We start from the raw sequence: 25,722 nt of genomic DNA on the forward strand, positions 1-25,722 counted from the left end.
ATGGATTACCGCGATTACGTACGGCCGAAATTCGTTGAATTGATGCAGGCTCTGGGCCTCGAATGTCAGTTCCACAGAGCGCTGGGCAGCAAACTGTTTTACCGCGATCGCCAGGGCGATGAAGTAACCGTCACCGACTTCCTCGGTGGTTATGGCGCCGCGCTGTATGGCCACAACGATCCGCAGTTTGTCGATCAACTCGTCGACCTGTTGCGTGCCGATGTCCCGTTCAACGCGCAGATGTCGGTGCGCGGTGCGGCCGGGCAATTGGGGCGCGAACTCAGTGAAGCGTTCAACCGTGAACTGAACAACAGCGAGCGCTACATTTCGACCTTCTCCAACAGTGGCGCCGAGTCGGTGGAGATCGCCGTCAAGCACGCCGAATACCGTCGTCAGAAAAACCTGCAGACGCAATTCGACGAGCGCGACTTCGCCCTCGCCAATCTGGTTGCCAGCGACAAGGCTTATGTCGAGCTGGACATCGACGATCTCGATTTGCCAGCCGGTCTGCTGCCGCAGAATCTGTCCTGCGTCACCGTGCGCCAAGTGGCCGAAGCGGTGCGTCAGCACAACCTGGCGCAGCTGCATGTCGAGCCGGTGTTCCTGGCTGTGCGCGGCAGCTTCCACGGCAAACTGGTGAACACCGTTCAGTTGACCTATGGCAAGCAGTATCGCAAACCGTTCGCCCGTTTCGGCCTCAACGTCGAGTTCATCGACCCGCAACAGCCACAGCAATTGCAGGAGCTGCCGGCCCGCCACGTGCGTCACTGGCTGAGCCTGGAATGGAGCGGCGAAACCCTGCAAGTGCGCCGCGAAGCATTCAGCGCGATCACGGCGGTATTGCTCGAGCCGATTCAGGGCGAGGGTGGCATCAACGAATTCGCCAATGAGTTCTATCTGGGCCTGCGGCGCCTGTGCAACGAACAGCAATGCCCGCTGATCATCGACGAAGTGCAATCGGGTTTCGGCCGCACCGGCACTTTGCTCGGTGCCAGTCATTTCAACTTGCAAGGGGATTACTACTGCCTGTCGAAAGCGCTGGGCGGTGGTTTGATGAAAATCGCCGCGACAGTAATCCGCGCCAGCCACTACGAAAACGATTTCAGCTACATCCACAGCTCGACCTTTGCCGAAGACGATGCGTCTTGCCATATCGCTCTGTCGGCCTTGCGCCGGCTGTTCGAGAACGACAGCGCGATGCTCAAGGACGTGAACAAGAAGGGCGAATACCTCAAGTCTTCGCTGCTGGAACTCAAAGCAGCCTACCCGGACGTGATCGCCGACGTGCGTGGTCGCGGCTTGCTGCTGGGCTTCGAACTGCACGACCTGACCGGCACCAGCTCACTGGTTCAGGCATCGGCGCAGTACAACGATGCGCTGGGCTACATCATCGCCGGCTACCTGCTGCAATTCGAATCCCTGCGCGTGGCGCCGTCCGGCAGCAACGCCAATGTGATTCGTCTGGAACCGCCGGTGTGCATCACCTTTGCGGAAATTGACGGTTTGATCGGTTCTTTGCAGAAAGTCTGCGACATGCTGCGTCGGCGTGATGCGTTTCCGCTGGCGGCCGGTGTGTGCGCCGACAGCATCGCGCAGGTGCCGGCTCGTGAGGTCAGCTTCAAGGAGGACGAAAGCCTCCCAAAGTCTGACGAGAACGTGCGTGTGGTGGCGCGCGTGGCGTTCATCAACCATTTGATTGATTCGGACATGCTCAGCGACGTCGATCCTTCACTGTCGACCCTCAGCGCTGAACAGAAACGCGAGTTCATCAAGCGCATGGCGCCCGAGCGCCGAGCCGCGCCGATCGGCCCGGTGCAGATCCGCTCGAAACTCGGCACTGCCGTGGAATTCACCCTGTACCCGCTGTGCATGGATTCCGATGCCATGGCGGCGTACATCGCCAGCGGCGATCTGCAAACCATCCGCGAAGAAGTCGGCAACCGTATCAAGGATGCCCGCGCCGATGGTTACAGCGTCGCCGGGCTGGGCATGTACACCTCGATCGTCACCAACAACTGCCAGGCCCTGCAGATTCCGGACATGGCGCTGACTTCCGGTAACGCCCTGACCATCGGCATGGGCCTGGAAGCCATCGAACAAGGCTGCAAGCAGCAAGGCCTTGAGCTGGGCGAGCAGACTGCCGCAGTGGTCGGTGCCGCCGGCAATATCGCCTCGACCTACGCCTCGCTGCTGTCGACCAGCGTCGAGCATTTGATCCTCATCGGCAGCGGCCGCGACGGTTCCCTGCGTCGTCTGGAAAAAACCGCGCAACAGATTTACGCCGAAGCCGCCCGCGCGATCCTCAAGGGTGTCGCCGAACACGATCGCCTCGCCCGTCGTCTGCAGCAAATCGACGGTATTGATGCGCTGTTGCAGGCCCACGGCAGCAGTGCCGATCTGGGTCAGCGTGTGGCGAAACTGGTTGAAGAACGCTTGGGTGCGAACGCCTTCATCACCGTCAGCAACGATCTTGATGTGCTGAAACAGGCACGCATCGTGCTCTGCGCGGCGAACGCACCGCAGCCGTTTCTCTTTGCTGAACACTTCGCCGAAAACAGTGTGATCTGCGACATCGCCGTTCCGCTGAACGTTGACCAGAATCTCGCCAGTCAACGTAGCGACGTGCTCTACATGCACGGCGGCATCGTGCAGACGCCGCTGGGCGATGGCCTGGTGAAAAACGTTCGGGCCTATCTCAAGCAAGGTCAGTTGTACGCGTGCATGGCCGAATCGGTGCTGATGGGCCTGTCCGGTATGAAACAGCACTACTCCTACGGCGACATCAGCCGCGAGCAAGTGCAGCAGATTCGTGCACTGGCGGCGACTCACGGTTTCACCCTCGCGCAGTTCAAAACCGACAACTCGCTTTAAGGAACGGTCATGCCGAATAAAGTAGCAGTGGTGACCGGTGGCAGTCGTGGCATCGGTCGGGCGATTGTCCTGGCCCTGGCCGGGGCGGGTTATCAGATCGCGTTCAGTTACGTGCGCGATGAAGTCGCGGCAATGACCTTGCGCGATGAAGTTCAGGCGTCGGGCATCGATTGTCTGGCGTTGCAGTGCGATGTCAGCAGCGGCGACAGCATCAAGGCGTTTTTCGAGCGGGTCGATCAGCATTTTCAGCGTATCGATCTGTTGGTCAATAACGCCGGCATCACTCGCGATGGTTTGCTGGCGACGATGTCGGCGCGGGATCTGGTCGAGGTGATCCAGACCAACCTGATCGGCACGATGCTCTGCTGTCAGCAGGTGGTGCCGGGCATGTTGCGCCAGCGCAGCGGTTGCATCGTCAACATCAGTTCGGTGGCGGCGCAGAAGCCCGGCAAAGGCCAAAGCAACTATGCCGCTGCCAAGGGCGGGGTCGAATCGTTGACCCGTGCCTTGGCGGTGGAGCTGGCGCCGCGCAACATTCGCGTCAACGCGGTCGCCCCGGGCATCGTCAAGACCGAGATGAGTACGGCGCTGATCGGCAGTCAGGAAGAAGAAATCCAGTCGCGCCTGCTGATCAAACGCTACGCCGAACCTGAAGAAATTGCCGAAGCGGTGCTGTACCTTGCCGATCGCGGTTTGTACCTGACCGGGGAGGTCCTGTCGGTTAACGGCGGGTTGAAAATGCCATGAGCCGGACCATTCTGATCACCGGAGCGGCGAAAGGTATCGGTCGCGCGGTCGCCGAGAATTTTGCCGCCGAGGCTGGCAATCGCCTGATCCTGCTGGATCTCGATCTGGCCGAACTGCAGCGCTGGGTCGATGAGCAACAGGAGCAGATCCAGGCGCGGGTCGAAACCCATGCGGCGAACATTGCCGACCTGCCAGCCATGCAAGCGTTGTTCAAGACACTCGGCTCGCAAGTCGAGTACGTCGACGTGCTGGTCAACAGTGCAGGCATTTGCAACGAGAACGAGCCGGAGGATCTGCACAACTGGCACAAGGTGATTTCGGTCAACCTCAACGGCACGTTCTACGTGACCTCGCTGTGTCTGGCGCTGATGCCCGACCGTGGGCGGATCATCAACATGTCGTCGATCCTCGGCCGTGCCGGCAAGGTGCGCAACACTGCGTACTGCGCGTCCAAGCACGGCATTGTCGGCATAACCAAGGCGCTGGCACTGGATCTCGCTTCGCGGCAAATCACCGTCAATGCGATTCTGCCGGCGTGGATCGATACGCCGATGTTGCAGGGTGAACTGGCGACGCAAGCGGCGATTGCCGGGCTGACCCAGGAGCAGATCGTACGCAACGCGAAGAAGAAACTGCCGATGCGCCGTTTCATCCAGAGCGAAGAAGTGGCGGCGATGGTGCGTTACCTGGCCAGCCCCGAGGCTGGTGGGGTGACTGCCCAGAGTCTGGTGATCGATGGCGGTGTCGGGTTGGGAATGTAACGATGCCTCGATTTCACAACAGTCACATCGTGGGTGCGGTGTGGGCGTGCATGGCTGCGCCTATCGCGATGGCCGAATTGACCGTCGATGATCTCAAGCCCGATTACGCCGACGGTGAAGTCGGCGTGGCCACGGCTGTGCGCCTGCACGGTGACGATCAGGTCACGCAGAAAGCCGTGTATTTCAAGGCCAACCTAGAAGACAACTGGGAGGGCGGTTACTACAAGGCCAAGGGCCGCGTGCGTTACGACGCGCGCTATGACGGCAACAATCCGTACAGCGAGCGGGCGCGGGACAAGTACCGTTTCGACGCCGATTGGCGGCACCTCTACGTCGGCCATTCGCTGGGTGACGGCGAAGTGACGGTGGGCTGGCAGCAAGTGGTCTGGGGCCGCGCGGATGAATTGCGTGTGCTCGATCAGATCAACCCGCTGGACTATCGCGACGGTCTGACGCCGCTGCTCGAAGACAGCCGCATCGCCGTGCCCATGGTGCGCTTTGCACAACCGGTGGGCGAGTGGGAACTGGAGGCGCTGTGGATCACTGACTTCGTGAAAAACCAGGCGCCGGTTGAGGGCAGTGAATTTGCCGCGCCACTGTTTGCCGCGCCGGACCCGCAGTATTTTCTGCTCGATTCCAAACCCGGCTATGACGGCGACAAGGGCTATTCCTATGGCCTGAGCGCCAACGGCCGGATCGGTGCGGTGGACACCAGTTTTGTTGCCTTGAGCGCCCGTCAGCAAGACCCGGTGTACGCCGTCGAAGGCCTCGCCGATGACGGTCGCACGCGGCTGGAACGGCAGTTTCCCCGTTACACCATGGGCGGTGCCGGGCTGGCGATCGACGCCGGGCACAGCATCGTGGTACGCAGCGAGGTCGCGTATTTCGACAACTGGCGCGTGACCAATCCGACCCGCGCCTACGGTGCCGACAGCACGCCCATGGTCAAGTCGCTGCTGGGCGTCGACTACCTGTTGCGCGACTGGCTGATCTCCGCGCAGTGGCAGGAACAAGTGCTGCTCGACTGGCAGGACGGCATGTTGCAGGACAAACACGAACCGCTGTTCACCCTGTCGGCCGAAGGCACCCATTGGCAGGACCGCCTCAAGAGTCGTCTGGTGGTCGCTGGCTCACCGCCGTTTCAGGACGACGCCTTGCTGCAAGGCATCTTCACCTACAAGCCGGTCGACTACATCAAGCTCGGCTTGGAAGTCGACGTGTTCTTCGGCAGGCCCGAGAAGACTTTCGGCGAGTACAGCAAGCGCGATCAAGTGCGGCTGTCGGCCGGCTATCTGTTCTGACCCATCACGCCTGCCGCTCTCGCGCGCAGGTGCATTCATCCAACGAAAAGGAAGTTGTTATGTTGCCGTTTTTGAAAAGTCTGACCACCGCCGCTTTGATCCTTGGCAGCGCTTGCGCCAGTGCCGCCGAGGCCGGCAATGCCGATGAGATTATCCGTCAGGTGCGCGATCGCAATGACGGGAACAGCTTCATGTCCCAGGTTTCGCTGATCCTGCATGACAAGAAAGGCAATACCCGCGTTCGCGAGTTCACCTACCTGCAAAAGGATTACCCGGACAGCGACAAGTTCAGCATGTACTTTTCCGCGCCGACTGACGTGCGTGACGTGGCCTTCCACATCGAAAACCCGCACGAAACCCTCGGCCTGGAAGACAGCCAGTGGATGTACCTGCCGGTCAGTCGCCAGACCCGCCGCATCTCCACCACCGACAAGCGCGGCTCGTTCATGGGCAGTGAGTACTCGTATGCCGATCTGGACAAGATCCGCGTCAAAGACTACTCGCAGAAACTCGTCGGCGAAGAACAGATCAAGGGCCGCGACTGCTACGTGATCGAGCGCGAACCAGCCTCCCCCGAGGTGCTGGCCAAGACCGGTTACAACAAGCTGAAGGTGTGGATCGACAAGCAGAATTTCCTGGTCATGCGTCAGGATTTCTTCGACGTCAAAGGTGTGCTGATCAAGCAGATGCGCACGCAGAAAGTCGCGACCATCGATTCGATCGACAGCATTGTGCTCAGTGAAACCGAGCACTTCATCGACGGCACGCGTTCGGAAATGCGCTTCAACCAGTTGCAGTACAACGTCTCGCTGGAAGATCGCCTCTTCACCCAGACCGCCATCAAGCGCGGGCTGAAAACCGGTGACCTGCCGGAATTTGCCGTGTCTGCCCGCTAAGCGCCGACCCCGACGACCTGGAACCGCATGATCATGGAAAGATATCTGAATTTCGTCGAGCGCTATGCGCGGGCGATTGTTTTCCTGCTGGTGGCGATTACGGCGTATTTCACTTATACGCTGGGCGCGCTGGTGTCCGACACCAACCCTTATCTGCTCAAGGAAAGCCACCCGGCGCGCAAGACCATCATCGATTTGCAGGGTGAGTTCACCGGCACGTTCGACTCGGTGATGGTGGCGCTGAACAATCCACAGACGGTGTTCAACAAAACCACGCTCAACGCGCTGTTTTCGATGTCGCAGTCGGTGCGCAAGATGATTCTGGCCAACGATGCCGACAAGGAGCAGTTGGCGCAGATCGTGGCCCGGCATCCAGACGACAGCCGTGCGCAGTTGTTGACCCGGGACATTCTCGAGGGTGGCTTTTCGCAGAACGATTACGCCAACGCCAAGGCCTTGCGTGATCATGCCCAGAGCCAGAGCTGGGACGCCCATGATCAGTTGTTCCTGACCTTTCTCGCCGAGCGGATCAACCCGATCCGCGAAATGGCCTCGATGGGCGACCTGGAAAACATCGTCCTGACCGACGACGGTGAGCTGTTGATTCACAAAACCCTGAATGCCTATGACATGGACCCGGCGCTGGTCGAGTCGCAGATCATGGGCAACGAACTGATGGTCGACGGGGTGGTGTCCAAGGACAAGAAAGTCGCGATGCTGGTGGCCGAGCTCGGCACCAAGCAGGACGACGCTCAGGCGCAACTGCGGGCTTATCAGATCGTGCGCGGCATCGTTGCGCAATATCAGGCCGAGCACCCGGAGTACAAGGACGAAATCTTCATTGCCGGTATGCCGATCTTCATCGCCGCGCAGCAGGAAATCATCGACCATGACCTGGCCGTGCTTTTTCCGATCGTGTTTTTGCTGATCACACTGCTGCTGATCTTCTTCTTTCGCAAACCGCTGGGCGTGCTGTTGCCGCTGTTCAACATTCTGTTCTGCACCATCTGGACCTTGGGCCTGATGGCGCTATTGCGCGTGCCGTTCGACCTGCTGACCAGTGTGCTGCCGGTGTTCCTGTTCACCATCTGCTGCTCGGATGCGATCCACGTGATGGCTGAGTATTACGAGCAGAAAAACGCCGGCAAGAGCAATCGCGAGGCCAACCGCGAAACCCAGCGCTTGATGGTGGTGCCGGTGGTGTTGACGACCGTGACGACCATCGCCACGTTCATGATTTCCACCACCAACAACATTGTCAGCATCCGTAATTTCGGCGTGTTCATGTCCATCGGCCTGACCGCGGCGCTGATCATTTCGCTGTTGCTGATTCCGGCGTGGATCTCGATCTGGGGCAAGGATCAGCCGCAGCAAGTCAAGGCTGTCGCGCACCAGGAATCGATCATCTCGCGGTATCTGGTGGCGTTCTGTGCCTGGATGATCCGCTTCCGCAAACCGATCCTGATGGTCATGCTGCCGCTGCTGGCACTGGCCACGGTGTTCACGTTCCGCGTCGATATCGAAGACTCCGGCATCGCCTACTTCAAGCCGGAAAGCCACATTCGCGTGTCCGATCAGTTCATCAACCACGCCAAAGTGGCGGGGACGGCGCCGGGCTGGATCGCCATCGACAGCAAAGAACCACGCGGCGTGCTGACCACCGAAGTGGTGCAGTTCATCGACAAGCTCGACCACTTCATCAAACAGCAACCGAACGTCAGTTACGGCTATTCCCTGGCCACGTACGTCAAGCGCATGAACCTGGTGCTCAACGACATGAACCCGGATTATCTGCGGGTGCCGAATGCCGTGGAGAAGGTCACGTCAGTCAATGACGACGGGCAGGTCGAGCGTTTTGAAGTACCGGGCAATTCGCTGATCGAGCAGCACGTGATGCTGTTCGAAAACGGTGGCGGTTCGGACCTGAACAACGTGCTCAACGCCGATTTCTCCAAGGCCTTGACCCTGTACACCATGACCTCGTCGGTCGCCAGCGACTATCAGGGCATGCTCGACCGCCTCGATGCCTGGTTGCTGATCAATAAACCGGCCAACCTGGAGGTGACCCACGCCGGCACGCCGTTGGCCTGGACGGGCGTACTGCAGGAAATCACTCAGGGCCAGGTGCTGAGTTTTTCCCTGGCCTTGCTGGTCGTCACGCTGATGATGATGTACTGGCTCAAATCGGTGCGCCTCGGGGTGCTCGGCATGCTGACCTTGCTGACCACGTCGGTGACGGTCTACGGCTTTATGTTCCTGTTCGGCATCGAGCTGAACATCGGCACGACGCTGGTGACGTTCCTGGTGGTCGGTGTGGTCGACTACGCAGTGCACCTGCTGTCGCGCATCAAGTTGCTGGTGCAGCAGGGAATCGAGATCGACGCGGCTATTTTGCAGGCGATGCACAGCGTCGGCCGTTCGACGGTGATCAACGTGGTGATCTTCTCGGTAGGCTTCATGGCGCTGCTGTTTTCCGACTTCAAGCCGATTGTCGATCTGGGCGCACTGGTGGCGATGGCGCTGTTTTCCAGCGGGGTCATGACCATTGTCCTGGTGACGCTGGTATCGCCGTGGTTCTTTGCGGCGATTGCGCCGGTGCATGCGCCGGTTCAAGCGCTGCGCACAGAAGGGGAGGCGGTACCGGGCTGACTCGCCAACGACCGGGCGCGCCTGCCCTGAGACGACAGGCGAGCCCGGTCATGCGGCGCAGCAGGGATTTCAGTTCAGAGTATTGACCGGGTTTTTTTCGCCATAACGGGCAATGCGCTCGAACTGGCATTCCTGGCGCGCATCGTTGAGGTTGCTTTCGAACGCTTCGAGGCCGTCGTGCAATTGCTGCAAATCGCCGATCTGGGTCACCAGTTCGGCTTTTTTCGGCAATGGCTCGTTGCGCCATGTCCCACGGGAATTCGTCGCCGCGGTAGTTGTTGAGGATCACCTGCAGCTCTTTGAGCTTGAAGCCCAGTTGCTGGGCGCACTTGATGAACGTCAACACCTCGACACTTTGCTGGCTGTAGATGCGGTATTTACCTTCACGCTTGGGTTCGGGCAACAGGCCGATTTCTTCGTAGTGGCGAATGCTTTTGACAGTGGTGCCCGACAGCTGGGCGGCTTTGCCGATATACATAAAGGTCCGTCTCGATGGTCAAACATAGCTAGCGCAATCAGGCGTCATGCCTGATCGGCGGCGATTATATGTCCAATAGCATCACAAGATTGCAGCTGTGCGTAAAAGACGCGCACAGGCGACGGGCGGGCACCGACAGGAACCCGCAGACGGACTGACGACGGCCACGCGCCGTCAGTGTTTCAGCCGTGTTACGTCAGCAGGCGGCGCTCACGCGGGCTTGCTCCAGCCAGTTTTCGCGCTGTTTCGGTTTGGAGCCTAGAATTGGCCCGAAGGTCAGCGTCTTCAACGGCTTGATCCCGCAGAATTCCAGGGTGGTCTTGCGCATCTGATGCAGCCCCGGCATGCCGTAGACCCATTTGTAATACCAGTACGGCGTGTCCATGGTCACCAGCAGATGCGCAGTGCGGCCCTTGAGCAGCTTGTCCGGGAACGCTTTGCCTTCGCGATACTTGAAGGCGAAACCGGGCAGGAAAATCCGATCGACAAATCCCTTCAGCAACGCCGGAATCCCGCCCCACCAGATCGGATAGACAAACGTCAGGTGTTCAGCCCAGGTGATGTCGGCCTGGGCTTGCAGCAGATCCGGCTCCAGTGGCTGAATCTTGTTGTAACCCTCGTGCAGAACCGGGTCGAACGCCAGCGCGTCCAGGCGCAACAGGCGGACGTCATGCCCGGCGTCTTTGGCCGCCTGCACGTAGGTCTCGCTCAATGCCCCGCAAAAGCTGTCGGTGGAGGGGTGACCCAGAATCACGAGCATTCGTTTGCTCATTGTGTGTACTCCTGAAATGAAGCCTGCAGGATAGAGTCTGCCCCTAGCGGTAGAGTCAAGGCATCAGCGCATCGAGCAGGGCACGGGCGTAACCGGGCAGGTGGTCGAAATCCCGCGCGCACAGTTTCAAGGTGCGATTCGCCCAGAGGTCGTCGAGCGGACGGCAGATCAGCGCATGCAGGGGGGCCCAACGCTCGACGGCAACCTTGGGCACGATGGCCAGGCCCGCGCCGCGAGCGACCATGCGCATGACACCGTCAAAGCCATCGGTGCGGATGCGGATGGTCATGCGCTGGCCGATGTGCAGGGCCTGTTCCTCCAGATGAATCGCCAGTGCACTGTTGGCGCCCAGCGCCACGTAGTCATGCGCCAGGGTTTCGCCGAACGTCAGCGAGGCGCGGCTCGCCAGGGTATGGCCCGGCGGCAAAACCAGTACCAGTGGATCATCGCGAAACGCGCGGGTCTGCAAGCCGCTGGTGTCTACCGCGTCAGACACGATGCCCAAGTCTGCCGCGCCCTGACGCAGGGCGTGAGTGATGCGCGCGCTGGGCAGTTCTTGCAGATCGATATCCAGATTGGGATGGTCGCGCAAGAAATCCGCGAGCACTTCCGGCAGGTATTCGGTGATCGCCGTGGTGTTGCACAGCAAGCGCACCTGGCCTTTGACGTCTTGGGCATAATCGGCCAGATCCTGCTGCATGCGTTCGGCCTGTTGCAGAAGGATGCGCGCATGGTGGGCGAGGGCTTTGCCGGCGGGCGTCGGGGTGACGCCACGGCGGCCGCGCTCAAGGAAATCGCTGCCGAGCGAGGCTTCCATGGCGCGGATTCTGGCGCTGGCGGCGGCCAGGGATAAATGGCTGCGGGCGGCGCCGGCGGTGATATTGCCGGTGTCGAGGATGTGCAGATAGAGGCGCAGGTCGGTGAGGTCGAAGTGCATGGGCAGCCTCTGAAAGTTCTGGTGTCTGGGCTGGCCTCATCGCGAGCAGGCTCACTCCTACATGGGATGTGTGGCGAACGCAAAACCTGTAGGAGTGAGCCTGCTCGCGATGGGGCCAGAGGCTTCAAAGAAAATCTCAGCCTCTTGTATGGGAAGAGGCACCCTCAGTATATGGCAGATTTTCAGCCAACCCGGACTGGCGCAGAGTAGCGCCATGAACACACTCACAGATTTCTACCAACACCTCGGTCTAGCCCTGTCCTTGCTGGTCATCACGACCTTCGTCCTCGCCGGCCTGATCAAAGGCGTGATCGGCCTCGGCCTGCCCACCGTTGCCATGGGCTTGCTCGGTCTGGCTATGGCGCCGTCGCAGGCAGCCGCTTTGCTGATCATCCCGGCAACCCTGACCAATGTCTGGCAACTGGCATTCGGCGGGCATTTGAAAGGACTGATCAAACGCCTCTGGCCGATGCTGCTGATGATCTTTCTCGGCACCGGCGTCGGCACAATGTGGATCGGCATGGCAGCCGGGCAGTGGGTGGTACGCGGACTCGGCGCGGCACTGTTGCTCTACGCGTTGAGCGGATTGTTTTTGCCAACGCTGAGTGTCAATCCACGTCATGAAGGCTGGCTGGGTCCGGCGTGCGGTTTGATCACGGGTGTCATCACTTCGGCCACCGGCGTCTTCGTGATCCCGGCGGTGCCGTACCTGCAAGCGCTGGGGTTAAATCGCGATCAACTGGTGCAGGCGCTGGGCCTGTCCTTCACCGTTTCGACGTTGGCGCTGGCCGCCGGGTTGCTCTGGCGTGGCGCCCTCGGTGGCGGCGAACTAAGCGCTTCGCTGCTGGCGCTGATTCCGGCCATTCTCGGCATGTTGCTTGGCCAATGGCTGCGCGAACGCATCAGCGCCGTGCTGTTCAAGCGGGTGTTCTTTATTGGTATGGGCGCGCTTGGCGCCCATTTGTTGATCAGCGGTTAGCCGAGGCTGCGCTGAGCATTTCGATCTGGCGGATATCGAAATCGCGCTCCAGATAGTCCATGCGCTGTTCAAAGAATGCCTTCATATGCGGCAGATTCGAATGCACATCCAGGTGCGCTTGCGACGCCCAGATCTCGTAGAAGATAAACAGCGTCGGATCTTGCTTGTCGCGCAGCATGTGGTACTCGATACAGCCCGGCTCAGCGCGACTCGGTTCGACATAGGCGCGAAACAGCGTTTCGAAAGCCTCGGATTGTTCCGGGCGGGTCTTGGCGTGCAGGATAAAACCCAAGCGTTCACTCATCACAACGACTCCTCACATTCAGAATGCCGCGGATGTTATTGCAACAATCGGCGATGGATTCGTGCTTTTTGATCAAATGTATTTTGCGCAATCAGGCCTTATTCCGCGCGAGGCGGATCGTTAACCTGCCGCCATTCCAGTTTCCCTTCTCCATCCAGCCCAATGGCTGCGCCGAGGCTTTCTCATGAAAAAAGTGCTGTTGCTCAATGGCGGTAAAAAATTCGCTCACTCCGATGGTCGCTACAACACCACCCTGCACGAAGCCGCGTTGAGCGTGCTGGATCGCGGCGGTGTCGATGTGAAAACCACGTTCATCGACGAAGGCTACGACGTTGCTGAAGAAGTGGCCAAATTCCTTTGGGCCGACGTGATCATTTATCAGATGCCGGGCTGGTGGATGGGTGCGCCATGGACGGTGAAAAAGTACCTCGACGAAGTCTTCACCGAAGGCCACGGCAGCCTCTACGCCAGCGATGGCCGCACTCGTTCCGATGCTTCGCAGAAGTACGGCAGCGGTGGCCTGATTCAGGGCAAGCAATACATGCTGTCGCTGACCTGGAACGCACCGCAGCAGGCCTTCGATGACCCGACTGATTTCTTTGAAGCCAAAGGTGTGGATGCGGTGTACTTCCCATTCCACAAGGCCAACGAGTTTCTCGGTATGACCGGGTTGCCGACGTTCCTTTGTGTGGATGTGATGAAGCGGCCGAATATCGAGGCTGATGTGGCGCGTTATGAGCAGCATTTGACCGAGGTGTTTGGCCTCAAGGCTTGAGTGTTTCAAGCTACTATCGGTGGTAACAGCAAAAGATCGCAGCCTTCGGCAGCTCCTACAGGAACCCATTTCCATGTAGGAGCTGCCGAAGGCTGCGATCTTGGCGATCTCAAAGAGGACACCCGTGAAAGCCAGATCCGATGAGTTGCAGATTTTCGTCTGCGTGATCGAATGCGGTTCGATTTCCGCCGCCGCCGAACAGGTCGGGCAAACGCCGTCGGCGGTCAGCCGCACGTTGTCGAAGCTGGAAGCCAAGCTCGACACCACGCTGATCAACCGCACCACGCGGCGCATGGATCTGACCGAAGAGGGCAAGTACTTCTTCGAGCAGGCCAAGCTGATTCTCGATCAGATGGAGCAACTCGAAGAGCGTCTGTCTTCACGTCAGCAAACCCCGTCCGGGCGCTTGCGGATCAACGCCGCGTCACCGTTCATGCTCCACGCGGTGGTCCCGTACATCGACGAATTCCGCCGTCTCTACCCGGACATCCAGCTCGAACTCAACAGCAATGACTTGATCATTGACCTGCTGGAACAAAGCACCGACATCGCCATCCGTATCGGCACTCTCGCCGATTCGACGCTGCACGCGCGCTCGCTCGGCTGCAGCCCGCTGTTGATCGTCGCAAGCCCCGCCTATCTGGAAAAACACGGTGCGCCGCTGCAAGTCGCCGATCTGAGCGAACACACCTTGCTTGGCTTCACCCAGAACGAAGGCCTCAACCAATGGCCGCTGCGCTACGTGCACGGCGACCGCTGGCCGATCAACCCGGCGATCAGTGCTTCCAGCGGCGAGACCGTGCGCCATCTGGCGCTGGAAGGGCAGGGCATCGCTTGCCTGTCGCACTTCATGACCATCGACGACATCCGCGCCGGGCGCCTGAAAGTATTGCTTGGCGAATTCAACAGCGGTTATCGCCAGCCGATCAACGCCGTTTACTACCGTAACTCGCAACTGGCGCTGCGCATTCAATGCTTCCTCGACTTTATCCAGAGCAAACTCGCGGCTTACGCCAGCGCCGACTTCAAGGGCTGATTCGTGACCTCTGCGCAAGAGTGAATTGGGCGGGGACGGGTTTTTCCCCCCGGCTCACGGGCAGATACTCGTCCCATCACTTACTCACGCAGGGAGTTTCTCCATGAACGTATTCGTCACCGGCGCTGCCGGTTTTATCGGCGGCTCGATCGCTACCGGTCTGGTCAAGGCCGGGCATCAAGTCACCGGTCTGGTGCGCAGCGCCGAACAGGCTGAAGAGCTGAAAGCCATCGGGATCACCCCGGTCATCGGCACTCTCGACGACAAAACACTGCTCGCCGAACAGGCCCGCGCTGCCGACGCGGTGATCAACGCCGCCAGCAGCGACCATCGCGGTGCAGTTGAAGCGTTGCTCGATGCCTTGCGCGGTTCCAACAAAGTGTTCCTGCACACCAGCGGTTCGAGCATCGTCGGTGATGCCTCGGGCGGTAAATCCAGCGATGTCATCTACTACGAGGACAATCTGCCGGAGCCGACCGTCGACAAGGCCGCCCGCGTGGCCATCGACAACCTGATCCTCGCGGCGGCGAAGGACGGCGTGAATTCCGCCGTTATCTGCAACACGCTGATCTACGGCCACAGCCTGGGCGTCAATCGCGACAGCGTGCAATTGCCACGACTGCTCAAGCAAGCACGCAAAAGCGGCGTGGTGCGCCACGTCGGTACCGGCCAGAACATCTGGTCCAACGTGCACATCGAAGACGTCGTCGCCCTGTACCTGCTGGCGCTGACCAAGAACGTCCCGGGCACGTTCTACTTTGTCGAAAGCGGCGAAGCCTCGTTCATCGACATGACCACCGCCATGGCCGAAGCGCTGAACCTGGGCCAACCACAAGACTGGCCACTGAAAGACGCTGAAGCCGAATGGGGCTACGAAATGGCCAACTACGGCCTCGGCTCCAACAGCCGAGTGCGCGGCGAACACGCCCGCGAACTGCTGGGCTGGGTGCCGAAGCGTACGTCGGTGGTTGAATGGATTCGTAACGAAATGGAGTGAGTCGTCCACCAGCTCCCACAGGTTTTGCGCATTTCTGTCTGGAGGAATGCGATCAAAACTGTGGGAGCGAGCCCGCTCGCGAAAGCGGTTTTTCAGTCGATAGAGATGTTGAATGTGAAGCCGCCTTCGCGAGCAGGCTCGCTCCCACATTGGTTTCTCGTTCACCGAAAAGCCATGTAAATCCCTCCCCCTGATTTTCATTAATCACGACAAGACATACCTATTAGCGACACGCCTTGCCTCTCCACGAAAATTACTTTCATGCGGTTTGAAATCTCGATCTCGAAATGATTTATGAGTTTCACAACCCATTCGAACGTGACCCTTTCGAGGAGTACCGCATGACGCCTTCCTTCGGCTATTGGCTGCTGGTCTATGCCGCCGTCGCCATCATCGCGCTGATCGTGTTGATCGCCCGTTACCGGCTCAATCCGTTCATCGTCATCACCCTGATTTCCATCGGCCTGGCGCTGGTGGCCGGGATGCCACCATCGGGTGTGGTCGGGGCGTATGAGGCCGGGGTGGGCAAGACGCTGGGGCATATCGCGCTGGTGGTCGCGCTGGGGACGATGCTCGGCAAGATGATGGCCGAGTCCGGTGGCGCCGAGCAGATGGCGCGCACGCTGATCGACAAGTTTGGCGAGAAGAACGCGCACTGGGCGATGGTCTGCATCGCCTTCCTGGTGGGCCTGCCGTTGTTCTTCGAAGTCGGTTTCGTGTTGCTGGTGCCGATTGCATTCACTGTGGCGCGGCGCGTCGGCGTGTCGATTCTGATGGTCGGTTTGCCGATGGTTGCCGGCCTGTCGGTGGTGCATGCGCTGGTGCCGCCACACCCGGCGGCGATGCTCGCGGTGCAGGCTTATCAGGCGTCGGTCGGGCAGACTTTGCTGTATGCGATTGCCATCGGTATTCCGACCGCGATCATTGCCGGCCCGCTGTACGCCAAATTCATCGTGCCGCGCATTCAATTGCCGGCGGATAACCCGCTGGAAAAGCAATTTCTCGACCGCGAACCGCGCGACAAACTGCCGGGTTTCGGCATCACCATGGCGACCATTCTGTTGCCGGTGGTGTTGATGCTGATCGGTGGCTGGGCCAACCTGATTTCCACCCCGGGCAGCAACTTCAACCAGTTCCTGTTGTTCATCGGCAACTCGGTGATTGCGCTGTTGCTGGCGACCTTGTTGAGCTTCTGGACGTTGGGCATCGCCCAGGGTTTCAACCGTGAATCGATCCTCAAATTCACCAACGAATGCCTGGCACCCACCGCCAGTATCACCTTGCTGGTCGGTGCCGGTGGTGGCTTGAACCGCATTCTGGTCGACGCTGGCGTCACCGATCAGATCGTCGGCCTCGCCCACGAATTCCAGCTGTCGCCGCTGATCATGGGCTGGCTGTTCGCCGCGCTGATGCGTATCGCCACCGGTTCGGCAACCGTGGCGATGACCACCGCGTCCGGCGTGGTCGCGCCAGTGGCCATTGGTCTGGGTTATCCACACCCTGAGCTGTTGGTGCTGGCGACCGGCGCGGGCTCGGTTATCTTTTCTCACGTCAACGACGGCGGCTTCTGGTTGATCAAGGAATACTTCAACATGACGGTCGCGCAGACGTTCAAGACCTGGACCGTGCTCGAGACGCTGATCTCGATAGTCGCGTTCGGCCTGACCGTCGGCCTTTCTTACCTGCTGTAACCGGAGCCCGCCGCCCATGGACATCCTCTACCAGATCCGCGCCCGTCAGGATTCCTTCAGCGCCGGTGAAGGCCGCATCGCCCGTTTGATGCTCGATGACGTCGGTTTCGCCGCGAGCGCCAGCCTCGAAGACCTGGCGCAACGCGCCGAAGTCAGCACCGCCACGCTGTCGCGTTTCGCCCGCACCGTAGGCTGCCGCGACTTGCGTGATCTGCGCCTGCAACTGGCTCAGGCCAGCGGCGTTGGCAGCCGTTTTCTCGACCCGGCAGGCACGCCTGAGCAGTCGGCGTTCTACGGGCAGATCGTCGGTGATATCGAAACCACGCTGCGCCAGCATCTGGCCGGGTTCGACGAGTCACGCTTTGCCGATGCGGTGAAGATGCTCGGCCAGGCACGAATGATTCACGCCTTCGGCCTGGGCGGTTGCTCGACCCTGTGCAGCGACGAATTGCAGGTACGCCTGGTGCGCCTCGGCTACCCGATTGCGGTGTGTCATGACGCGGTGATGATGCGCGTCACCGCCGCCAGCCTGAACGCCGAGCAAGTGGTGATTGTCTGCTCGCTGACCGGCATCACCCCGGAATTGCTCGAGACTGTCGAGCTGGCGCGCAACTACGGCGCGCGCATTCTGGCGATCACCCGCACCGATTCGCCGCTGGCGCAACTGGCCGACATTGTCCTGCCGCTGCAAGGCGCGGAAACCTCGTTCATCTACAAACCGACGGCGGCGCGCTACGGCATGCTGCTCGCCATCGACGTACTCGCCACCGAGCTGGCGCTGGCCAATCCTGAAGACAATCAAGAACGTCTGCGGCGGATCAAACTCGCCCTCGACGAATACCGTGGCGGCGACGATCACCTGCCGCTGGGAGACTGACATGCTGTACGACACGCTGATTCGCAACGCCCTGATCATCGATGGCAGCAACGTGCCCGGCTACAAGGCCGACGTGGCGATTCGCGAGGGCCGCATCGAACGCATCGGCGACTTGCACGATGCCACTGCCAGCGAGGAAATCGACGCCGCCGGTCGCGTGCTGGCGCCCGGTTTTATCGACGTGCATACCCACGACGACACCGTGGTGATTCGTCAGCCAGAGATGCTGCCCAAGCTCAGCCAGGGCGTGACCACCGTGATTGTGGGCAACTGCGGGATCAGCGCCTCGCCCGTGACATTGAAGGGCAATCCGCCCGACCCGATGAACCTGCTCGGCACAGCGGCGGCGTTCGTTTATCCACGGTTCAGTGATTACCGCGCTGCGGTTGAAGCGGCCAATACCGCGTTGAACGTTGCCGCGTTGGTCGGCCATACGGCGCTGCGCAGCAATCATCTGGATGACCTGTTCCGCACCGCCACGCCGGATGAAGTCGCCGCGATGCGTGAGCAACTGCGCGAAAGTCTTGAGGCCGGTGCATTGGGTTTATCCACAGGCCTGGCGTACGCCAGCGCCTACAACGCTTCCACCGATGAAGTGATGCAACTGACCGAAGAACTCACGGCCTTTGGCGCGGTGTACACCACCCATTTGCGCAGCGAATTTGCCCCGGTTCTGGAAGCGATGGATGAGGCTTTTCAAATCGGTCGACATGCGAAATCGCCAGTGATCATTTCCCACCTCAAATGTGCCGGTGTCGGTAACTGGGGGCGCAGTCCCGAGCTGCTTGCATCATTGGAAGAGGCCGCGAAAACCCACCCGGTCGGCTGCGATTGCTACCCGTATGCGGCGAGTTCTTCGACGCTGGATCTGAAGCAAGTCACCGATGCGCATCGCATCACCATCACCTGGTCGACGCCGCACCCCGAGGTCAGCGGCCGCGACCTGATCGACATTGCCGCCGAAGGGAACGTGCCGCTACTCGACGCCGCCAAACGCCTGCAACCGGCCGGCGCGGTGTACTACGGCATGGACGAGGCGGATGTCAGACGAATCCTCGCGCATCCGTTATCGATGGTCGGGTCTGACGGACTGCCGGAGGACCCGTTCCCGCATCCGCGTCTTTGGGGCGCTTTCCCACGGGTGTTGGGACATTTCAGTCGTGATGTCGGGCTGTTTCCGCTGCACACCGCCGTGCACAAGATGACTGGGCTGTCGGCGGCGCGATTCGGGCTGAAAGAGCGCGGTGAGATTCGTGAAGGTTATTGGGCGGATCTGGTGTTATTCGACCCGGCTACCGTGCGTGATGTAGCCGACTTCCACGACCCGCAACGTGCGGCGCAGGGCATCGATGGCGTGTGGATCAACGGTGTTTTGAGTTATCGCGATGGGCAGGCGAATGGTCGCAGGGAAGGGCGCTTTCTCGCGCGACAGGGTGATCTGCGCGACAATTTTCACTGAGGTTTCGCGGACTGCGTCACAGTGATGGCACATTGCGACTAAAGAAAGTCATCAACAGGCCGAATTGCTGACATCCACCCCGTCTACACTGTGGGGCCAATCAGTCAGGGAGCACCCCATGAGCTTCGGCAAAACCACCCCGATCCTGCGGATCTTCGATGAAGCCAAAGCTGTCGAGTTCTACGTCGATTTTCTGGGTTTCAAGATCGACTGGCAGCATCGCTTCGAGGCGAATTTTCCGTTGTATCTGCAGGTGTCGCGCGGCGAGTGTGTGTTGCATTTGTCCGAGCATCATGGCGATGCGTGCCCGGGTTCGGCGCTGCGCATCGAGACCGATGAGCTGGAGGCGTTTCAGCAGCAGTTGGTGGCCAAGGATTACAAGTTCTCCCACCCGGGTATTCAGGCGATGCCGTGGGGGAGCCAGGACATGACGATCGTTGATCCGTTTGGTAATCGGTTGGTGTTTACCAACGCGATCAGCCTCTGAAGCGAAAAGCCCCTCACCCTAGCCCTCTCCCAGAGGGAGAGGGGACTGACCGAGTTGTCTGACGCTATGCACCGACCTGAAAGATCTGCAGCGATTATGGATTCACAGCAGCACTTTCAGGTCGGTGTATTTAGCGAACATCCCACTGTTGGCCCCTCACCCTAGCCCTCTCCCGGAGGGAGAGGGGACTGACCGAGTTGTCTGGCGCTATACATCGACCTGCAAGACCGGGTCGATTATGGATTCACCGCAGCACTTTCAGGTCGGCGTATCTAATCAATATACCCCGTTCGGCCCCCTCTCCCTCCGGGAGAGGGCTGGGGTGAGGGGAAAATGACACACCACAAAAAGAAGCCCGCCATCCAACCTTTCCAGTTGGGCAGCGGGCTTTTTCGTTACTCGGTCGGCACTAACCTGTCCAACACGCGATTGACGGCCATTTCCGCCACCATCACCACTTGCGCAATGCCCTGCAGGGTTTTGCGGTGAGTGCCTTCAACCTGCGCGGCATGGTTGTTGAGCATGACCGTCGCCGAACCCAGGGTTTCGCTGGCGTCGGCCAGCAGGGATTCGGTGTCGGCATTGGGGTTGGCCATGTACAGCGTGTTGGGAGTGTAGGGCGTAGCCATGAGGTCGGCGTTCGTCGGACCGAGATAGTGGTCTAGGGCGCGCTCGGCGGCTTCGTGGAATTTCTTTGAGTCGGGGGATTCGTAGGGGGAGGCCGGGTCAGTGGCCGGCGGGTTTGGCGTTATCTTGAACATAGCTGTGTTCCCTTTGTTGAGCGGCCACCCTTTGGCTACTAAACGAAAGGGTGGCAGCTGTACGCAGGTTAGTAGACCGGGGAACTCAGCTAAGCCGGCGCGCCGAAGCGCCCTGCGTACAGCCACCATCAAGCTCAGATACGCGAGTACCTGTGATGAATGTACGACCAGCAGAATTACCACCGGGCTACTAAACCCGATCACTGGGAATCAGTGACGCAATCAAGTTACGCAGCATGCTCAGGGCGCACAAGCCGGCGGATTCTGGCTTAGGCGTAGGTTACGGCGCAAGGATTTGTGGGCTGTTTCGCGTAACGCTGAGTGTCTTTAAACACCTGTGATGCTGGATGTTTATTGCGCTCAAGTATCGAAGATTTACCTGTAGGAATTGGGTGCGGCAACTGGCGCATTCGCGAGCAGGCTCGCTCCCACAGTTGATCTCGGTTGCTCACAAAGTTGATGTTCACCGACGACCCAATGTGGGAGCGAGCCTGCTCGCGAAGGGGCCGGAACATTCACTCCCGATGCATCTGCCGAAACTCCCCCGGCGGCATCCCCCGACGACTCTTGAACGTGCGGTGAAACGACCTCGGTTCGGTAAACCCCAGATACTGCGCAATGTCCTGAATCGGCAGCGTGCTGTTGAGCAAATAATGCTCAGCCAGTTCCTGGCGCAGATCATCGAGAATCTGCTGATACGACGTCCCCGCCTGATGCAATTGCCGCTGCAACGTGCGCACGGAAACGGCGAGCTGCTCGGCGACCTGCTCCTTGCGCGGCAGACCTTCCTTGAGCAACTGCCGCAGGATGTTCTTCACCTGCTGCTCAAGCGACGCATCCTCCAGCGTCGCCATCAAACCCAGCGCATGTTCTTCCAGCGTGCGCAGCAACTGCGCATCGGCCTGGCGCAACGGTAACTGCAAATAAGCCAGCGGTACGATCAACGCCGAATACGGTTGATCGAACAACACCGGGCAATCGAAAAACACCTCGTACTGCGCCGGCGCAGCCTCGGCCGGGCATGAATGTTCCAGCCAGACCCCGGCCGGCGACATCTGCGTATCAGCGATCCAGCGCGCGTATTGCAGCCACGAACCGAGGACGTTTTCCACCAGATGCCGGCGGATTCGCGGGCGCTGATAACGGCAAGTCCAGATGAGATGCACGTGACCGTCCAGCACCTCCGCGCGGCTGACGCCCATGTCGCCGACCAGTTTTTCGAACGGCATGATCCGGCTCATCGCATCGCCCAGCGTCGCGCAGTTCATGGTGATGTAACCGAGCACGCTCCACGAATTGGGCAGGACGAAATTCGCCGCGTTGAGCCCGAACAACGGATCGCCCGAGTGCTCGCAGAAATAATCCAGCAGCCGCTCATGCGCCTCTCCGGGCAAACGCAGGGTGTTGTCGCTCAACTGCTGCGCCTGCAAACCCGCCGCCGCCAACGCCGGTTCAATGGCCATGCCCAGTTGTTCGGCATGGCGCAGGTATTTGAGCAGCGGCGGAACCGAGGTGAAGCCAAGCGATTGCATGATCCCATTCCTTTGATCAATGGCGGCGAAGACGGACGAAATAGCCTGAAAGGTAATTTGAAACCCCGACTAAAGTAAATGGCTGACGCTTGCGCGACGTTTGACTCAATTGGCTACACGAACTGGCCGGATGCGACCGTGACACTTTGCGGCCGCTGGCTAGTATGGGGGCCTGAAATATCACTGATCTGACGGTTAGAAGGACACACGCATGCGACGCTGGAACGGCTGGGGAGATGCAACCACGGTGGTCGAACTGCCGGCCCAGGGCGCGGAGTTTCTTCATGAACGACTGGGCGAGGGGCGCGCGCTGCCCGATGCGACACTGGAATCCGCATTGGCCCGGGTGCCGGCTTCGCGATTGCCGGCGCACAGCTTGTACAGCGTCGATGTCCATGACCGTTTGTTGCATGCGCGGGGCCAGAGTCTGCCGGACTGGCTGGCGTTGCGCGAAGGTGCGCTGGGCAATTATCCGGATGCTGTGGCGTTCCCCGAGACCGCTGAACATATTCGCCAATTGCTGGCGCTCGCTCACGAACAGGACCTGTGCCTTATCCCCTATGGCGGCGGCACATCGGTGGCCGGCCACATCAATCCACCGGATTCGGCGCGGCCAGTGGTGACGGTGTCGCTGGCGCGGATGAATCGCCTGATCGACCTCGACGAACAGAGCCTGCTGGCGACGTTTGGTCCCGGTGCGAGTGGGCCGCAGGTGGAAAGTCAGCTGCGTGCGCGCGGCTACACGCTGGGGCATTTCCCGCAGTCGTGGGAGCTGTCGACGCTGGGCGGTTGGGTGGCCAGCCGTTCCAGCGGTCAGCAGTCGTTGCGCTATGGCCGGATCGAGCAGTTATTTGCTGGCGGGACATTGGAAACCTTTGCCGGGCCGATGAACATTCCTACCTTCCCGGCCTCTGCCGCCGGGCCTGATCTGCGCGAAGTGGTGCTCGGTTGCGAGGGACGTTTCGGGATCATTTCCGAGGTCAAGGTGCGGGTCAGCGCCTTGCCCGCCGATGAGCGTTTCTACGGTGTGTTTCTACCTGATTGGCCGCAGGCACTCAGCGCCATCCGCCAATTGGCTCAGGCGCGCGTGCCGCTGTCGATGCTGCGTTTATCTAACGCCGTGGAAACCGAAACGCAACTGGCGCTGGCCGGTCATCCCCAACAAATCGCCTGGCTGGAAAAGTACCTGAACCTGCGCGGGGCAGGCACGGGCAAATGTCTGCTGACCTTCGGCGTGACCGGCAATCGTCGACAAAACGCCCTGTCGCTGAAACAGGCACGACAGCACCTCAAAGCCTTCGGCGGCGTCTTCACCGGCACCTTGCTCGGCAAGAAGTGGGCGCAGAACCGTTTCCGTTTTCCTTACCTGCGCGAGAACCTGTGGAATGCCGGTTACGTGGTCGACACCCTCGAAACCGCCACCGACTGGAGCAACGTCGACAGCCTGCTCAACCTCGTCGAAAACAGTTTGCGTGATGCCTTGGCCGCTGAAGGCGAGCGGGTGCATGTGTTCACCCACCTGTCCCACGTCTACGGCGAAGGTTCGAGCATCTACACCACTTACGTGTTTCGCCCGGCGGCTGACTATCCGGCGACGCTGGCGCGCTGGAAAGCGCTCAAACAGGCGGCCAGCCAGACCATCGTCGACAACCACGGCACCATCAGTCACCAGCACGGCGTCGGCAAGGATCACGCGCCGTACCTGCTGCGCGAGAAGGGCGCATTGGCGATGGATGCCTTGCAGGCGCTGAGCAAACACTTCGATCCGGCCGGGCGCCTCAACCCCGGCACGCTGTTGCCGGAGTGACGGCCATGAGTCAGGACTGGAATGCCGCGTGGCGCCAACAGATTTTGCCGACGCTGGCCGAGGAAACCTGGGATCTGATCGTCATCGGCGGCGGCATCAGCGGCGCTGGCATTCTGCGTGAAGCCGCGCGCCGAGGTTGGCGCTGCCTGTTGCTGGAGCAGCGCGACTTTGCCTGGGGCACCTCCAGCCGATCATCGAAAATGGTCCATGGCGGTTTGCGTTATATCGCCAAGGGCCAGTGGCGCCTGACCCGCGACTCGGTGCGCGAGCGCCAGCGCTTGCTTGACGAAGTCCCGGGACTGGTCGAGCCGATGAGTTTCATGATGCCGCACTATCGCGGCGGCTTTCCCGGACCTCGGGTGTTGGGTGGTTTGCTGAGCGTTTATGACGCCTTGGCCGGGCGTCGCAGCCATCGTTTTCATGATGCGCAACAGCTTCGATATCTGGCGCCAGGGGTGAAGGAAATCGACTTGCTCGGCGGCACCAGTTTTGTCGATGCGCTGACTGATGATGCACGGTTGGTGATGCGTGTGTTGAGCGAAGCGCGGGCCGTTGGCGCTGTCGTGGTCAATGGCGTTCGCGTCGAACATTTGCTGCGAGAAAACGGCCGTGTTTGCGGCGTTCAGATCGAAGATTGCGAGGCGGGCACAACCCTGAAATTGCGCTGCGACGTGCTCGCCGTGGCGACTGGCGCGTGGGCTGAACGCCTGCGGCCGATGGAGGCACCACGGCAATTGCGGCCGTTGCGCGGCAGTCATTTGTTGCTGCCGGGGTGGCGTTTGCCGGTGGCGCAGGCGTTCACGTTTCTGCATGAGCGCGACCGGCGTCCGGTGTTCGTTTTCCCATGGGAGGGCGCGACAGTGGTCGGCACCACGGACCTCGATCACCGTGAGGATCTGGATCAGAGCGCGAGCATCAGCGGCGAAGAGCTCGACTACCTGCTGGCCGCCTGCACGCAACAATTTCCCGGCGCGCAAGTGAGTGCTTCGGATGTGCTGTCGACATGGTCCGGCGTGCGTCCGGTGGTCGGCAGTGCAGCGGGTAATCATCAAGACAAACCCTCGAACGAAACCCGTGAACATGTGCTGTGGCAGGAGCCCGGTTGCGTGACCCTGGCCGGCGGCAAGCTGACCACGTTTCGTCCACAAGCCATCGAAGTGCTAAAGGCCTGCGCGGCCATGCTCGAACGTCCGTTGGTCGATGACGCCGCGCCGGTGTTTGCCGCTGTCCCTGCGCTGGCGATTCCAGAGTTGAGCAGCCATCAATGGCGACGTCTCGCCGGGCGACATGGGCGCGACTTGCCAAGGCTGGCGCAACTGCTCAGGGAGATCGGTCATGACACGGTCGGCGCTACAGATACGCTGTGGGCCGAACTGGCCTTCGCCTGTGAGACGGAAATGATCCTACACCTCGACGATCTGCTCCTGCGCCGCACGCGTCTCGGTCTGCTGTTGCCGCGCGGTGGCGAAGACTATTTCGCCGCCATCCGCCAACTCTGTCAGCCACGACTGACCTGGAGCGACGAACACTGGCAGCAGGAAGAACAGCGTTATCAGGCGTTGTGGCAACGCCATCACGGTTTGCCGGATGCCACGCCTTGATGCC

Annotated in this window: 21 protein-coding genes and 1 pseudogene; 16 read left to right on the forward strand and 6 right to left on the reverse strand. The window is 60.3% G+C overall.

Annotated features, from left to right (window positions below):
• The 6 genes from AB4N44_RS21015 to AB4N44_RS21040 all read left to right on the forward strand — a co-directional run bounded on the left by AB4N44_RS21015 (position 1) and on the right by AB4N44_RS21040 (position 9,225).
• Positions 1-2,871 carry an aminotransferase class III-fold pyridoxal phosphate-dependent enzyme gene (locus tag AB4N44_RS21015; protein ID WP_460107684.1) on the forward strand — a complete coding sequence of 957 codons (2,871 nt, stop codon included), beginning with the start codon at positions 1-3 and terminating at the stop codon, positions 2,869-2,871.
• 9 nt (positions 2,872-2,880) lie between these two features.
• Entirely contained in the window at positions 2,881-3,618 is a 738-nt protein-coding gene (locus tag AB4N44_RS21020) for a 3-oxoacyl-ACP reductase family protein (protein ID WP_150749631.1), read from the forward strand.
• Positions 3,615-4,379, forward strand: a complete 765-nt coding sequence (locus AB4N44_RS21025; RefSeq protein WP_460107680.1) for an SDR family NAD(P)-dependent oxidoreductase — start codon at positions 3,615-3,617, stop codon at positions 4,377-4,379. Before AB4N44_RS21020 ends, AB4N44_RS21025 begins: the two co-directional genes overlap by 4 nt.
• A 68-nt stretch (positions 4,380-4,447) precedes the next feature.
• Positions 4,448-5,680, forward strand: coding sequence for a DUF1302 family protein (locus tag AB4N44_RS21030; RefSeq protein WP_410479218.1), 1,233 nt, complete (start codon positions 4,448-4,450; stop codon positions 5,678-5,680).
• A 59-nt stretch (positions 5,681-5,739) separates the two neighbouring features.
• The gene (locus tag AB4N44_RS21035) at positions 5,740-6,576 is read left to right on the forward strand and encodes an outer membrane lipoprotein-sorting protein (protein ID WP_095119577.1); all 837 of its coding nucleotides are present in this window, start codon (positions 5,740-5,742) and stop codon (positions 6,574-6,576) included.
• 33 nt (positions 6,577-6,609) lie between these two features.
• The gene (locus AB4N44_RS21040; protein WP_460107677.1) at positions 6,610-9,225 is read left to right on the forward strand and encodes an efflux RND transporter permease subunit; all 2,616 of its coding nucleotides are present in this window, start codon (positions 6,610-6,612) and stop codon (positions 9,223-9,225) included.
• Between the two features lie 69 nt (positions 9,226-9,294).
• Here the strand turns inward: AB4N44_RS21040 and AB4N44_RS21045 are convergent.
• From AB4N44_RS21045 to AB4N44_RS21055, 3 genes and pseudogenes are all read right to left on the reverse strand, one after another.
• Positions 9,295-9,703: pseudogene (locus tag AB4N44_RS21045) on the reverse strand (MerR family transcriptional regulator).
• A gap of 196 nt (positions 9,704-9,899) precedes the next feature.
• Complete coding sequence (locus AB4N44_RS21050) at positions 9,900-10,475, reverse strand: NAD(P)H-dependent oxidoreductase (protein ID WP_127925751.1); 576 nt, start codon at positions 10,473-10,475, stop codon at positions 9,900-9,902.
• 55 nt (positions 10,476-10,530) lie between these two features.
• A complete protein-coding gene (locus tag AB4N44_RS21055; RefSeq protein WP_460107675.1) occupies positions 10,531-11,412 on the reverse strand; it encodes a LysR substrate-binding domain-containing protein in 882 nt (293 codons plus the stop codon).
• 214 nt (positions 11,413-11,626) lie between these two features.
• Here AB4N44_RS21055 and AB4N44_RS21060 point away from each other — a divergent pair, with 214 nt between their 5' ends.
• A complete protein-coding gene (locus AB4N44_RS21060; protein ID WP_460107674.1) occupies positions 11,627-12,391 on the forward strand; it encodes a sulfite exporter TauE/SafE family protein in 765 nt (254 codons plus the stop codon).
• On the opposite strand, the gene AB4N44_RS21065 is transcribed toward AB4N44_RS21060, so the two are convergent.
• A complete protein-coding gene (locus AB4N44_RS21065) occupies positions 12,381-12,695 on the reverse strand; it encodes a putative quinol monooxygenase (protein WP_460107672.1) in 315 nt (104 codons plus the stop codon). The genes AB4N44_RS21060 and AB4N44_RS21065 overlap by 11 nt on opposite strands.
• Before the next feature lie 184 nt (positions 12,696-12,879).
• Here AB4N44_RS21065 and AB4N44_RS21070 point away from each other — a divergent pair, with 184 nt between their 5' ends.
• The 7 genes from AB4N44_RS21070 (at position 12,880) to AB4N44_RS21100 (ending at position 20,017) form a co-directional block, all read left to right on the forward strand.
• Entirely contained in the window at positions 12,880-13,470 is a 591-nt protein-coding gene (locus AB4N44_RS21070) for an NADPH:quinone oxidoreductase MdaB (RefSeq protein ID WP_077570944.1), read from the forward strand.
• 124 nt (positions 13,471-13,594) lie between these two features.
• A complete protein-coding gene (locus AB4N44_RS21075; RefSeq protein WP_460107668.1) occupies positions 13,595-14,506 on the forward strand; it encodes a LysR substrate-binding domain-containing protein in 912 nt (303 codons plus the stop codon).
• A 103-nt stretch (positions 14,507-14,609) separates the two neighbouring features.
• Complete coding sequence (locus tag AB4N44_RS21080) at positions 14,610-15,503, forward strand: NAD-dependent epimerase/dehydratase family protein (protein ID WP_316917590.1); 894 nt, start codon at positions 14,610-14,612, stop codon at positions 15,501-15,503.
• 341 nt (positions 15,504-15,844) lie between these two features.
• The gene (locus tag AB4N44_RS21085; protein ID WP_460107664.1) at positions 15,845-17,194 is read left to right on the forward strand and encodes a GntP family permease; all 1,350 of its coding nucleotides are present in this window, start codon (positions 15,845-15,847) and stop codon (positions 17,192-17,194) included.
• Positions 17,195-17,210: 16 nt separating this feature from the next.
• Positions 17,211-18,071 carry a MurR/RpiR family transcriptional regulator gene (locus AB4N44_RS21090; RefSeq protein WP_460107661.1) on the forward strand — a complete coding sequence of 287 codons (861 nt, stop codon included), beginning with the start codon at positions 17,211-17,213 and terminating at the stop codon, positions 18,069-18,071.
• 1 nt (position 18,072) lies between these two features.
• Positions 18,073-19,530, forward strand: coding sequence for an N-acyl-D-amino-acid deacylase family protein (locus AB4N44_RS21095; RefSeq protein WP_460107659.1), 1,458 nt, complete (start codon positions 18,073-18,075; stop codon positions 19,528-19,530).
• Positions 19,531-19,648: 118 nt separating this feature from the next.
• On the forward strand, positions 19,649-20,017 hold the full coding sequence (locus AB4N44_RS21100) for a glyoxalase superfamily protein (RefSeq protein ID WP_034154383.1): 369 nt from the start codon (positions 19,649-19,651) through the stop codon (positions 20,015-20,017).
• 395 nt (positions 20,018-20,412) lie between these two features.
• Here the strand turns inward: AB4N44_RS21100 and AB4N44_RS21105 are convergent, their stop codons facing one another.
• On the reverse strand, positions 20,413-20,778 hold the full coding sequence (locus AB4N44_RS21105) for a DUF6124 family protein (RefSeq protein WP_460107656.1): 366 nt from the start codon (positions 20,776-20,778) through the stop codon (positions 20,413-20,415).
• Positions 20,779-21,293: 515 nt separating this feature from the next.
• Positions 21,294-22,310, reverse strand: coding sequence for an AraC family transcriptional regulator GliR (gliR, locus tag AB4N44_RS21110; RefSeq protein ID WP_460107654.1), 1,017 nt, complete (start codon positions 22,308-22,310; stop codon positions 21,294-21,296).
• A 211-nt stretch (positions 22,311-22,521) separates the two neighbouring features.
• On the opposite strand from gliR, the gene AB4N44_RS21115 reads away from it, so the two are divergent.
• Both AB4N44_RS21115 and AB4N44_RS21120 read left to right on the forward strand, forming a co-directional pair.
• Positions 22,522-24,117, forward strand: a complete 1,596-nt coding sequence (locus AB4N44_RS21115; RefSeq protein WP_460107653.1) for an FAD-binding oxidoreductase — start codon at positions 22,522-22,524, stop codon at positions 24,115-24,117.
• Between the two features lie 5 nt (positions 24,118-24,122).
• Positions 24,123-25,718 (forward strand): glycerol-3-phosphate dehydrogenase/oxidase, encoded by a 1,596-nt coding sequence (locus AB4N44_RS21120; protein WP_460107650.1) that lies wholly within the window; start codon positions 24,123-24,125, stop codon positions 25,716-25,718.
• The last annotated feature ends 4 nt before the right edge of the window (positions 25,719-25,722 follow it).

The sequence above is a fragment of the Pseudomonas sp. S3_C06 genome (assembly GCF_054667675.1).